This window comes from Microbacterium sp. GXF6406, from assembly GCF_054798215.1.
This window is the reverse complement of sequence record NZ_JBSJZH010000009.1, coordinates 68503-80518: the sequence shown is the minus strand read 5'-3', so window position 1 is coordinate 80518 and position 12016 is coordinate 68503. Positions and strand designations below refer to the sequence as shown.

Below are 12016 nucleotides of genomic sequence, written 5' to 3'. Positions count from 1 at the left end.
TCGTAGACTGACCATCGTGACTGAGCCGATTCTTCCCCGTATGCGTCCCGAGATCATGGCGCTCGCGCCGTACCGTCAGGGAAAGCAGGCGGGCGCCGATGCCTTCAAGCTGTCCAGCAACGAGAATCCCTTCGATCCGCTGCCCGCGGTGCTCGCGGCGCTGGAGAAGACGACGCCGGTCAACCGGTACCCGGATGCGACGGCCGGCCGCCTGCGCGATGCTCTCGGCGCGCGCTACGGCGTCACCGCCGACCAGGTGCACGTCGCCAGCGGCAGTGTCGCGATCCTCTACCAGCTGGTGCAGGCCGCGGCATCCGTCGGCGATGAGGTGGTCTACGCCTGGCGCTCCTTCGAGGCCTACCCCGGACTTGTGCTGGTCGCCGGGGCGACCGGCGTGCAGGTGCCGCTGACGGCGGAGGGCGGTCACGACCTCGACGCGATGGCGGATGCCGTCACCGATCGCACCCGCGCGATCATCGTCTGCACGCCCAACAACCCCACGGGGCCGATCATCACCTCGACCGACTTCGCCGCGTTCCTCGCACGGGTCCCCGCCGATGTGCTCGTCATCCTCGATGAGGCCTACGCCGAGTTCGTGACCGACGGAGACGCCGTGGACGGGCTCGCGGAGCGCATCTACGAGAGCCACCCGAACGTCGTCGTTCTGCGCACCTTCTCGAAGGCGTACGGTTTGGCGGGGCTGCGGGTCGGTTACGCGATCGGTCAGGAGAAGGTGCTCGACGCGGCCCGGGCGACCGGCATCCCGCTGTCGGTGACATCCGCGGCGGAGGTCGCGGCCATCGCGAGCCTCGACGACGCCGCCGAGGCCGAGCTGCGCCAGCGCGTCGCCGTCATCGTCGAGCGTCGGAACACGCTCGTCAGCGCCCTGCGCGCTCAGGGCTGGGACATCCCCGAGAGCCAGTCGAACTTCGTGTGGCTGGCCACGGGCCAGCGCACCGACGAGGTCGCCGCCGCCTTCTCCGCCGCTGATGTGATCGTCCGGCCGTTCTCGGGCGATGGGATCCGTATATCCGTCGGAGAGCATGAATCGGTAGAGAAGGTACTGCAGATCGCGGAATCCGTTGTCGAGCCTCTCCAGTGATCATGACCGCGGCTCGGATAGCGTAGAACGGTGACCTCCTCAGAGACCGATATCGTCCGCGTCCTGGAGGCGGACGGCCGCTTCGCGCCCAGCCCTGCCGCCGAGCAGTACCTGTCGCTGATCGATGCGATCAGCGACAGCGAGCTCGAGCAGTTCTACCGCGACATGGTCGAGATCCGTGCGATCGACAACCAGGCCACCAACCTGCAGCGCCAGGGCCAGCTCGCGCTCTGGCCGCCGAGCCGCGGCCAGGAGGCCGCGCAGGTCGGCTCGGCCCGCGCCGCCCGCGCCCAGGACACGCTGTTCCCCTCGTACCGTGAGCACGCGGTCACCCGCATCCGCGGCGTCGACCCCGTCGACATCATCAAGCTCATGCGCGGTGTCTCGCACGGTGGCTGGGACCCGACCGACCCGAAGAACGGCAACACGCGCCTCTACACGCTGGTGCTCGGCTCGCAGACCCTGCACGCCGCCGGATACGCCATGGGCCTGACCTTCGACGGCCGCACCGGCACCGGCGACCCCGATCGCGATGAGGCCGTCGTCGTCTACTACGGCGACGGGGCATCCAGCCAGGGCGATGTGCACGAGGCCATGGTCTTCGCCGCCAGCTACCAGGCGCCGACCGTCTTCTTCCTGCAGAACAACCAGTGGGCGATCTCCGTGCCCGTCTCGACGCAGACGCGCGTGCCCTTCGCTCAGCGCAGCGCCGGCTACGGCATCCCGAGCGTCCGCGTCGATGGCAATGACGTGCTCGCCAGCTATGCCGTCTCGCGTCTCGCGCTCGAAGAGGCGCGCGCCGGGGGCGGCCCGCGCGCCATCGAGGCCGAGACCTACCGGCTCGGCGCACACACTACGAGCGATGACCCGACCAAGTACCGCACCTCCGACGAGGAGGCCGCCTGGGCGCAGCGCGATCCGATCGCGCGCATGCGCGCGTTCCTCGAGGGCAAGGGTGCTGCGGCATCCTTCTTCGACGACGTGGACGCCTCGGCCGCCGCCGCCGCGGAAGACCTGCGCGTGCGGACACTCGCGCTGACCCCGCCGTCGGCCGACAAGATCTTCGACCACGTCTACAGCGAACCGCACCCGCTGATCGAGGAGCAGCGCGCCTGGCGCGCCCAGTACGAGGCCTCGTTCGACGAGCCGACCGACGGAGGAGCACGCTGATGGCACTCGAGACGATGCCCTTCAGCCGCGCGCTGAACGCCGGTCTTCGCCGGGCGATGGAAGACGACGCGAAGGTCCTGCTCATGGGCGAGGACATCGGCAAGCTCGGCGGAGTGTTCCGCATCACCGAGCACCTGCAGCGCGATTTCGGCGAGCATCGCGTGCTCGATACGCCCCTGGCCGAGTCCGGGATCGTCGGCACGGCGATCGGCCTCGCGATGGCGGGCTTCCGCCCGGTGATCGAGATCCAGTTCGACGGTTTCGTGTTCCCGGCGTTCGATCAGATCACCACGCAGCTCGCGAAGCTGACGAACCGGCACGAGGGCGCACTGTCGCTGCCGATCGTCATCCGCATCCCCTACGGCGGGCACATCGGTGCCGTCGAGCACCATCAGGAGAGCCCCGAGGCGTACTTCACGCACACCCCGGGCCTGCGCGTGGTGTCCCCGTCGACGCCGAACGATGCCTACTGGATGATCCAGGAGGCGATCCGCTCGAATGACCCCGTTATCTTCATGGAGCCGAAGAGCCGCTACTGGCCCAAGGGAGAGGTCGACCTCGAGAAATCGGCGCTGCCGCTGCACGCCTCGCGCGTGGTGCGCCAGGGCACCGACGTCACGCTCGTCGGTCACGGCGCCATGGTCACGACGCTGCTGCAGGCGGCGGCGCTCGCCGAGGGCGAGGGCACGAGCTGCGAGGTCGTCGATGTGCGCTCGCTGTCTCCGGTCGATTACGGCCCCATCCTCGATTCGGCGCGCAAGACCGGCCGCATGGTCTACGCGCAGGAGGCCTCGGGCTTCACGAGTCTGGGCAGTGAGATCGCGGCCACCGTCATGGAGCGGGCGTTCTACGCGCTCGAAGCCCCGGTGCTGCGCGTCTCGGGCTATGACACCCCGTTCCCGCCCGCGAACCTCGAGGGCGCATTCCTGCCGGACGCCGATCGAATCCTCGATGCGGTCGACCGATCGATGGCCTACTGACCGATTCCGGTCGTTGCGCGAGCGCAGCGAGTCGAAATGAAGGGCACCCCATGAGCACCCAGAACTTCCCCCTCCCCGACGTCGGCGAGGGTCTCACCGAGGCCGAGATCGTCGCGTGGAAGGTCGCCCCCGGCGACACCGTGGCGATCAACGACGTCATCTGCGAGATCGAGACGGCCAAGTCGCTCGTCGAGCTGCCCTCGCCGTACGCCGGTGTGGTGGGCGAGGTGCTCGTCAACGAGGGCGCGACGGTCGAGGTCGGCACGCCGATCATCACCTTCGTCTCGGATGCTGCGCCCGCGGCCCCTGTCGAGGCGCCGGCGGCTCCTGCTGCCGATGCCGGTGAAGGATCCGGTTCGGTGCTCGTCGGCTACGGCTCGGGCGCGGGGGCGAGCTCGCGTCGCCGCCGCCCCGCGGTGCGCCCGGTGCGCTCATCGGTCGGCGTGATCGCCAAGCCCCCGATCCGCAAGCTCGCCCGCGATCTGGGTGTGGATCTGGCATCCGTCACCCCTACCGGGACCGACGGCGAGGTGACCCGCGATGACGTCGTCAAGCACGCCTCGCAGGCCAGCGTCTTCCGCAACATCGAGACGCCCGAGTGGGGGAGCGTCCGCGAGGAGACCGTCCCCGCCCCGCAGAATCCGGCGATCGGGCTCGCCCGCGGCATCGCCGTCGACCAGAGCTCGTCCGCTTCGGTGAACGAGGCCGGCAGTGAGGCGATCCCCGTCAAGGGCGTGCGCAAGGCCAGCGCCTCGGCGATGGTGCGCAGCGCCTACACGGCACCGCACGTCACGGTGTGGAAGGAGGTCGACGCGACCCGCACGATGGAGCTCGTCAAGCGCTTGAAGGCCTCGCCCGACTACGCCGACATCAAGGTGTCGCCGCTGCTCATCGTCGCGCGCGCCGTGATCTGGGCCGTGCGCCGCAACCCCATGGTCAACGCCGCCTGGGTCGAGACCGAGGACGGCGCCGAGATCGCCGTGCGCCACTACGTGAACCTCGGCATCGCCGCGGCGACCCCGCGCGGGTTGCTGGTGCCGAACATCAAGGACGCGCAGGACCTCAGCATGCGCGACCTCGCCCGCGCACTGAACCGTCTGACGCTGACCGCCCGCGACGGCAAGACGCCGCCGGCCGACCAGCAGGGCGGCACCATCACGATCACGAACATCGGCGTGTTCGGGATGGACGCCGGCACGCCGATCATTAACCCCGGTGAGGCCGGGATCCTCGCGATGGGCACGATCAGCCAGAAGCCGTGGGTCGTCGACGGCGAGGTGCGTCCGCGCTACGTGACCACGGTCGCCGGATCCTTCGACCACCGCGTGATCGACGGCGACGGCATGAGCCGCTTCATCGCCGACGTCGCATCCATCCTCGAGGAGCCGGCGCTGCTGGTCGACTGATCCGCCGGCCGACGGTGCTCAGTCCCGCGAGCTCGCGTTCACGCTGCCGGAGCGCTCCTGGCCGCTGAGCGCGGCGATCGCCGCCATCATCCGTTCGGTGATCTCGCGGCGGGCCTTGCCGCCCGGCAACCCGTCGAGGTCGTCGAGATCCAGAGGGGTGCCGAAGCGCACCTCGAGGCGCGGTGCTCCGCGGCGCAGGTATCCGAAGGGCGTGGCGGTCGCAGTGGCGATCAGGCCGACGGGAACGATCGTCGCCCCGGTCTCGTGGGCCATCCATGCGGCTCCGCCGTGTCCGTCGTGCAGCCTGCCGTCGCGGGAGCGCGTCCCCTCGGGGAAGACGGCGAACACGCTGCCGGCGCGCAGGATGCTCACGCCCGCGTCGAGTGCGGCGCGGGCGTCGCGTCCGGTCGTGCGGTGCACGGGGACGCCGCCGATCGATGTGAAGAACCAGCGCTTCGCGCCTCCGAGGGGGCCGGAGTCGGTGAAGAACGACGACTTGATGAGGAACTGCACGGGCCGCGACGCCGCCGTCGGGATGACGAGGGTGTCGAGGGCTGACAGGTGGTTGCTGACGAGCAGCACCGGCCCTCCGGCGGGGATGCTCTTCTGCCCGCTGTATCGAGGCCGGTAGATCAGTCCGAAAAGCGGTCGCAGCAGCGCCCGCCCGATGAAGTAGACGGCCCCTGGTCGCGATGCGACGGCGGGGGCCGCCGGGTCAGATGCGGTCACCCGATCACACTATCCGGCACTCATCGCCCATCCGTGTTGAGAATGGTTATCATTAGCGTGTAGTGTCGAAGCATGCACAAGCCCCGCTCCCTCGTTCTGCTGGCCGCCTCCGCCCTCGTTCTGGCGGGATGCTCATCGACGACGGAGCCCGGTGCGGGCGATGGCGTGGCAATCGCCGTCGTCGCGACGACCAACATCTACGGTTCCCTGGTCGAACAGATCGGCGGCGACCGCGTGGACGTGACCTCGATCATCACCTCCGCCTCGCAGGACCCGCACTCCTACGAGGCGTCCGCCCGGGACCGGCTCACGGTCCAGGGCGCCGACCTCGTGATCGAGAACGGCGGCGGTTACGACTCCTTCATGGATGCCCTGCTCGAAGGGTCGGACGCCCATGTCCTCTCGGCCGTCGAGTTCTCGCATGACTTCCCCGGGAACGAGGGGCATGGAGATGAGCATGAGGGCGAGGATGCCGCGGAGCACGATCACGCGGAACACGACGAGCTCGACCACGACGACCATGAGGGCCACGATCACATCGACGGCTTCAATGAGCACGTCTGGTTCGACCCGCACACCATGATCCACGTCGTCGCGGGGCTCGCCGAGGAGCTCGGCGAGCTCGACCCCGATGGCGCGGCCGGGTTCACGGCATCCGCCGATCAGATCATCTCCGAGCTCGAGGGCTTCGAGGGCGATCTCGAGGAGCTCGCCGCCTCGGCCGAAGGCACCGGAGTCTTCATCACCGAACCGCTGCCCGGCTACATCGCCGCGGCGGCAGGTCTCACGGATCTCGCCCCGGACGGATTCGCCTCGGCCGTCGAGGAGGGCAGCGATGTCGCACCGGCAACGCTTCTGCGGGCCCTCGACGCCATCGATTCCGGCGAGGTCGTGGTCGTGCTGACCAACGCGCAGACCGGAGGGGCCGAGACCGAGCGCATCGAGCAGGCGGCCGAGGCCGCCGGCATCCCGATCGTGGCGTTCACGGAGCTTCTGGAGGGTGAGGCGTCGTACGCTGAATGGATGCACGACGCGATCCAGAACCTCGCCGACGCGCTCCGTTCGTGAGCGCGACTCCCGGCGACGCGTCGGATGCCGCCCGCACCCCGGTCCTCGAGATCCGGGGCGCGGGTCTGCGCCGCGGGGACCGCGAGCTGTGGTCCGGCCTCGACCTGACCGTGGAGCCCGGTGAGTTCATCGCCGTCCTCGGCCCCTCCGGCTCGGGAAAGACCACCCTCATGCGGGCGATCCTCGGCCTGCAGCCGCTGAGCGAGGGCGCCATCCGCGTCGCCGGGGGACCGGTGCGCAGCGGCAATCCGCGCATCGGGTACATCCCCCAGCAGAGGCCGCTCCCTCCCGAGACGAGCATGCGCGCCCGCGACGTCGTCGCTCTCGGCGTCAACGGCACCCGCTTCGGGCTGCCGATCCCGCGCCGCGGCGACCGCGAGCGCGTCGACCGGCTGCTCGCAGACGTCGGCGCCACGGCCTTCGCCGACAGGCGCGTGGGACTCCTCTCCGGTGGCGAGCAGCAGCGGCTGCGCGTCGGTCAGGCCCTCGCCGACGCTCCGGACCTGCTTCTGTGCGACGAGCCCCTCTCGAACCTCGACCTGGCGAACCAACTCGGCGTCACCGAGATCATCGACCGGCAGCGCAAGGAGCGCGACGCCGCAGTGATGTTCGTCACGCACGACATCAACCCGATCCTCGGCCGGGTCGACCGCATCCTCTACATCGCCGGCGGACGCTTCGTTCTGGGCACCCCCGATGAAGTCCTGCAGAGCCGCGTGCTCACCGACCTCTACGGAACACCCGTCTTCGTGCTGCGCGCCGGAGACCGGCTCGTGGTCGTCGGCGTCCCCGATGCCGAACCCCATCACCACGACGACGAGGACGACGCATGATCCGGCCGCTCATCGACTGGTCCGACGTCTTCTCGTTCCAGGACTACGGAGCCCTCGTCGCACTGCTGACGAACTCGATCATCGCCGGCGCCGTGCTCGGGATCGTGGGCGGTCTCGTCGGCGTCTTCGTGATGCAGCGCGATCTGGCCTTCGCGGTGCACGGCGTCAGCGAGCTGTCCTTCGCGGGCGCTGCGGCCGCGCTCCTGTTCGGCGGCAGCGTGGTGGCCGGCTCCCTCGGCGGCGCACTCGTCGCGGCGATCATCATCGGCGTCCTCGGCTCGAAGGCCCGTGACCGCAACTCCGTCGTCGGTGTGCTCATGCCGTTCGGCCTCGGCCTCGGCATCCTGTTCCTCTCGCTCTACGACGGCCGCAGCGCCAACCGCTTCAGCCTGCTGACCGGTCAGATCGTGTCGGTCTCCAGCCCCGACCTGGGTTGGCTCATCGGCATCAGCGCCTTCGTCCTGGTAGGCCTGCTGCTCATGTGGAACCCCCTGCGCTTCGACTCGCTCGACCCGGTCGCCGCCTCCGCCCGCGGCATCCCCACCCGCGTCATCAGCCTCGCGTTCATGGTGCTGCTCGGGCTCATCGTCGCCGTCAGCGTGCACATCATCGGTGCGCTACTCGTCATGGCGCTGCTGGTGACCCCCGCGGCGGCCGCGATGCGCGTCGCCGCCGGCCCCCTCAGCGTGCCGCTGCTGGCGGCGCTGTTCGGCTTCGTCTCCGCCGTCGGCGGCATCCTGCTGGCGCTGGCCGGCACCCTGCCGGTGAGCCCCTACATCACGACGATCTCCTTCCTCATCTACGCCGGATGCTGGGTGGTGCAGCGCTCTCGCGAACGGGTCAAGCGCGCCCAGCCCCGGTCCATCGCCGCGGCCTAGACTCGAGGCATGGCTCAGCGGAACACGTGGCAGCGCGAACGCGTGCGCGAAGCGCTCTCCGATGCGCGCGGATTCGTCAGCGCGCAGGCGCTGCACGCGACCCTGCGGGAGGAGAACACCGGAATCGGTCTCGCGACCGTCTACCGCGCCCTCTCCGGCCTCGCCGCCTCCGGCGACGCGGATTCCTTGCAGAGCCCCGAGGGTGAGGCGCTGTACCGCGCCTGCTCGACCGAGGGCCATCATCACCATCTGATCTGCCGCTCGTGCGGCCTCACCGTCGAGATCGAGGCGAAGGACGTCGAGGCCTGGGCGCAGCGAACCGCCACGCTGCACGGCTTTACCGCCGCCGAGCACGTCGTCGACATCTTCGGCCTGTGCACCCCGTGCGCCAATCAGCGCGCGAAGAAGGACGAGGGCGCATGAGCGCCGTCTCGACGCACCGCCACCGTTCGACTGCGGGCGGGCACCGTCATCCGCAGCGTCCGCGGCGTTCGCCCTGGATCGGCGTGCTCCTGGGCGCCGTCGTCGTCGCGGCGCTGTTCGCGATCGACCGGTTCCTCCCGGCGCTCTTCCCCCAATCCCTGCCCACCCGCGCGCAGGACGGGCTGACGCTCGCCCTCAGCGTGCTGATCGAAGCGTTGCCCTTCGTCGTGCTCGGCGTCGTGCTGTCGATCGTCGTGCAGGTCTGGCTGCCCGCCGACGCCATCCAACGCTGGCTGCCGCGGGCCGGTTGGGCCCGCCGCGCCGCGCTGTCGCTGCTCGGGATGCTGATCCCCGTCTGCGAGTGCGGCAACGTGCCGTTCGCCCGCGGCCTCATGATGCGCGGGCTCGCGCCGGCCGAGGCGATGACCTTCCTCATCGCCGCACCGATCGTGAACCCCATCGTCATCATCACGACGCACGCCGCATTCGGCTGGGACGGCGGCATCCTCATCGCCCGCCTGGTCGGCGGGTACCTGATCGCGAATCTCATCGGCTGGATCTACAGCCGCCACCCCTCGCCCGACGCACTGCTCACCCAGCAGTTCACCGCGACCTGTGAGCGCGTCACCCACGAGCACGGCACGCCCACGCGGCGCAGCCTCACCCAGTTCCTCATCGAACTGCGCGCGGTGATGCCCGCCCTCGTGATCGGCTCGGCGCTCGCCGGGGCCGTGCAGGTGCTCATCCCGCGCGATGTGCTCCTGGCGATCGGGTCGAACCCCGTGCTGTCGATCGTGGCGATGATGGCGCTGGCGATGACGGTCGCGATCTGCTCGAACGTCGACGCGTTCTTCGCGCTGTCGTTCGCCTCGACGTTCTCGTCGGGGGCGCTCATCGCCTTCCTGCTGGTCGGCCCGCTCGTCGACGTCAAGATGCTCGCACTGCTGCGCACCACGTTCACGACCCGCACGCTCATCGGCGTGGTCGTCGTGGTGCTGCTCAGCGCCTTCGCGATCGGAATCGGGGTGAACGTCCTTGGCTGAATCACGTTCTCGCCTTCGCGGCATCGCGTCCCGTTGGCTCGGGCTCGGGCTCGCCGTCGTGATCTCGATCGTCACCCTGGGGCTCGCGATCGCCGGGCGGCTGACCCTTTACATCAGCCCCGGATCCATCTGGTTCGCCTGCGCGGGCGCCGTCGCGGTGCTGATCGGCGCGATCTGGTCGTTCACGCTCGCCCCCGGCGAGGAGGACGACCACGGGCATGATCACGGTTCAGCGCAGGAGGGGCCGGATGCTTCGGCCGCGGGCTCTGCGAAACGCGCTCTCGGACTCATCGGAACCGTGACGGCGGGCGTCGCCGCCAGCGGCGTGGTCATCGCGGCCCTCGTGCTGCCCCCGGCATCCCTCTCGGTCGAGCTCGCCATGTCGCGCGCCGATACCGGCGGGGTCCTCTTCGCGGGCGCCGATACCCCCACGCTCGGCGTCGCCGACACGACGACGTTCGGCATCGGCGAATGGTCGACCGTCTTCGCCACAGCGTCGCGCCCCGAATCCTATGACGGCTCGACCGTCACGCTCACGGGTTTCGTCACCCCCGGACAGGACGCGGATGCCGTGAACCTGACCCGTCTGGTCATCACGCACTGCGTGATCGACGCCCAGCCCGCCGCTGTTCCGGTGTCTCTGGAGGCCTCCAGCTATGGAACCGGGCAGTGGATCGAGGTCACCGGAACGGTCGCCGCCGATGAGAACGGCGGGCTGCGGGTCATCCCCGAGAGCGTCGTCGAGATCGATGAGCCGGGGGATCCCTATGAGTACTGAGGGTCAGCCCGCGCCCCGTACCCGCGCCGAGGCGCGCGCGGCGCGGGAAGCGGCGGAGGTCGCCGAGGCGGCGGCTGCGGCAACGTCTGGGGCGGAAGCCGTCGACTCACCGGCGCCGGCCGCCCCCGTCTACCGCTCGGCGGAGCGCGTCGAAAGCGTCCCCGCGATCCCGCTCGCCCCCGAGCCGGTCTTCGCGGCCGTCCCGCCCCTCGTGGAAGAGCCGCCCGCCGCCCCTCGACCGCCGCGCGATCGCCGCTTCCTGGCCTCGCTGCTCGCCGTCGTCGGTGTTCTCGCGGTCGTGGCCACCGGCCTCGGCGCAGTGAGCCTGTTCCAGGGGCCGCGCATCAGCGATGTTCAGGTCGATGCGGACGAGGCCATGCAGGTCTCGGGCAGCCGCGTCATCCTCACCCTGAACCAGGCCGTCGAACCGATCGCCGCTGAACAGGTGACGGTCGAACCGGCGGTGCCGTTCACGGTGGATGCCACGGGCCGCAGCATCGGCATCCGCTTCACCGTTCCACTCGACGATGAGACCGACTACACCGTCACGGTCGCGGACGCGACCGGCGTCGGGGGAGGCCCGGCAGCCGATCTGCGCACCTCGTTCACGACCCCGGCCTCCGAGGTCTTCCTCCTCAACCGCACGGATGAAGACGACCAGATCTTCCGCACCGACCTCGCCGGCGAGGCGCAGCCCGTGTTCACGCATCCGCGCATCAACGACTACCGGGCGACGTCCACGCACCTGATCGTCGCGGTGGAGGACGAAGACGGATCGCGCATCCTCGTCATGAACCTCTCCGGCGAGGATGAGCGCGAGCTCGTCCTGCCCGGCGACGGGTACGTCAGCGCAGTGCAGGTCTCCGAACGCGGCGGGCTCGTCGGCTACACCTACTCCGACCGCGAGATCAGCGAGGAGAGCGGGCGCGCGAGCGTGCTGGTCACCCAGTCGATCTCCGGCGGGGACGAACCGCGCATCATCGAGGTCGGTGACACGGAGGCCAGCATCGCGGAGTGGCAGTTCGTGCCCGACTCGACGGCCGTGCTGTTCATCGACTTCGACGGCACGCTGTCGCTCGACGACCGCTCCGGCGACGCCGGTGCGCAGCCCCTCGGACTCGCCATGCGCCTGCTGGGGGTTTCCCGCGGCACGTACACCGCGATCGTCGAGCGCATCGACGGCAGCGTCGTGGAGCTGAACCTCGCCGATGGCTCGGAGGTCCCGCTCGCGGCATCCGAGCCCGACTACGGCGCCGCGACGACCATCACGCCGTTCCCCGGTGGGACCCTGCGGCACGTCGTGGCCCGCGACGAGGTGGGCCTTCCCACCGGGCAGGCGATCATCCGCGTCGATGACGAGGGGCAGGCGACGCCGCTGCTCGAAGTCGGAGCCGGGAACGCGATCCTGCAGGCGTGCGCCTCGCCGAGCGGGCAGTACGCCGCCGTGACGGTGGCCCCCGACCTGGCGGGCAACACCTACGACGACATGCTCGTGCCGCTGCCCAAGCGGCTCGAGACGCACCTGCTCGACCTGCGCTCGGGGGAGGAGCTCGTCGCGCTCACGGGCTTCGACGTCTCCTGGTGCGCCATGGCCCCGGCGTTCTGA

Annotated in this window: 12 protein-coding genes; 11 read left to right on the top strand and 1 reads right to left on the bottom strand. The window is 70.0% G+C overall.

Annotated elements, in window-relative coordinates; genetic code table 11:
* The first annotated feature begins 40 nt into the window (after positions 1 to 40).
* The 4 genes from ACWAUG_RS07270 to ACWAUG_RS07255 are packed head-to-tail and all read left to right on the top strand — an operon-like array spanning position 41 to position 4658.
* Positions 41 to 1102 carry a histidinol-phosphate transaminase gene (locus tag ACWAUG_RS07270; RefSeq protein ID WP_460802033.1) on the top strand — a complete coding sequence of 354 codons (1062 nt, stop codon included), beginning with the start codon at positions 41 to 43 and terminating at the stop codon, positions 1100 to 1102.
* A 30-nt stretch (positions 1103 to 1132) separates the two neighbouring features.
* The gene (pdhA, locus tag ACWAUG_RS07265) at positions 1133 to 2272 is read left to right on the top strand and encodes a pyruvate dehydrogenase (acetyl-transferring) E1 component subunit alpha (protein WP_298041283.1); all 1140 of its coding nucleotides are present in this window, start codon (positions 1133 to 1135) and stop codon (positions 2270 to 2272) included.
* A complete protein-coding gene (locus ACWAUG_RS07260; RefSeq protein ID WP_298041281.1) occupies positions 2272 to 3252 on the top strand; it encodes an alpha-ketoacid dehydrogenase subunit beta in 981 nt (326 codons plus the stop codon). Before pdhA ends, ACWAUG_RS07260 begins: the two co-directional genes overlap by 1 nt.
* Positions 3253 to 3302: 50 nt before the next feature.
* Positions 3303 to 4658 carry a dihydrolipoamide acetyltransferase family protein gene (locus tag ACWAUG_RS07255; RefSeq protein ID WP_460802013.1) on the top strand — a complete coding sequence of 452 codons (1356 nt, stop codon included), beginning with the start codon at positions 3303 to 3305 and terminating at the stop codon, positions 4656 to 4658.
* Between the two features lie 18 nt (positions 4659 to 4676).
* On the opposite strand, the gene ACWAUG_RS07250 is transcribed toward ACWAUG_RS07255, so the two are convergent.
* Complete coding sequence (locus ACWAUG_RS07250; protein ID WP_298041276.1) at positions 4677 to 5387, bottom strand: lysophospholipid acyltransferase family protein; 711 nt, start codon at positions 5385 to 5387, stop codon at positions 4677 to 4679.
* A gap of 72 nt (positions 5388 to 5459) precedes the next feature.
* Here ACWAUG_RS07250 and ACWAUG_RS07245 point away from each other — a divergent pair, with 72 nt between their 5' ends.
* The 7 genes from ACWAUG_RS07245 to ACWAUG_RS07215 are packed head-to-tail and all read left to right on the top strand — an operon-like array spanning position 5460 to position 12016.
* Complete coding sequence (locus tag ACWAUG_RS07245; protein ID WP_460802012.1) at positions 5460 to 6455, top strand: metal ABC transporter solute-binding protein, Zn/Mn family; 996 nt, start codon at positions 5460 to 5462, stop codon at positions 6453 to 6455.
* On the top strand, positions 6452 to 7288 hold the full coding sequence (locus ACWAUG_RS07240; protein ID WP_460802011.1) for a metal ABC transporter ATP-binding protein: 837 nt from the start codon (positions 6452 to 6454) through the stop codon (positions 7286 to 7288). The genes ACWAUG_RS07245 and ACWAUG_RS07240 overlap by 4 nt, the downstream gene beginning before the upstream one ends.
* On the top strand, positions 7285 to 8166 hold the full coding sequence (locus ACWAUG_RS07235; RefSeq protein WP_460802010.1) for a metal ABC transporter permease: 882 nt from the start codon (positions 7285 to 7287) through the stop codon (positions 8164 to 8166). The genes ACWAUG_RS07240 and ACWAUG_RS07235 overlap by 4 nt, the downstream gene beginning before the upstream one ends.
* Positions 8167 to 8175: 9 nt before the next feature.
* Entirely contained in the window at positions 8176 to 8589 is a 414-nt protein-coding gene (locus tag ACWAUG_RS07230) for a Fur family transcriptional regulator (RefSeq protein ID WP_460802009.1), read from the top strand.
* Positions 8586 to 9632, top strand: a complete 1047-nt coding sequence (locus ACWAUG_RS07225; protein ID WP_460802008.1) for a permease — start codon at positions 8586 to 8588, stop codon at positions 9630 to 9632. The genes ACWAUG_RS07230 and ACWAUG_RS07225 overlap by 4 nt, the downstream gene beginning before the upstream one ends.
* A complete protein-coding gene (locus tag ACWAUG_RS07220; RefSeq protein ID WP_460802007.1) occupies positions 9625 to 10410 on the top strand; it encodes a TIGR03943 family putative permease subunit in 786 nt (261 codons plus the stop codon). The genes ACWAUG_RS07225 and ACWAUG_RS07220 overlap by 8 nt, the downstream gene beginning before the upstream one ends.
* Complete coding sequence (locus ACWAUG_RS07215) at positions 10400 to 12016, top strand: hypothetical protein (RefSeq protein WP_460802006.1); 1617 nt, start codon at positions 10400 to 10402, stop codon at positions 12014 to 12016. The genes ACWAUG_RS07220 and ACWAUG_RS07215 overlap by 11 nt, the downstream gene beginning before the upstream one ends.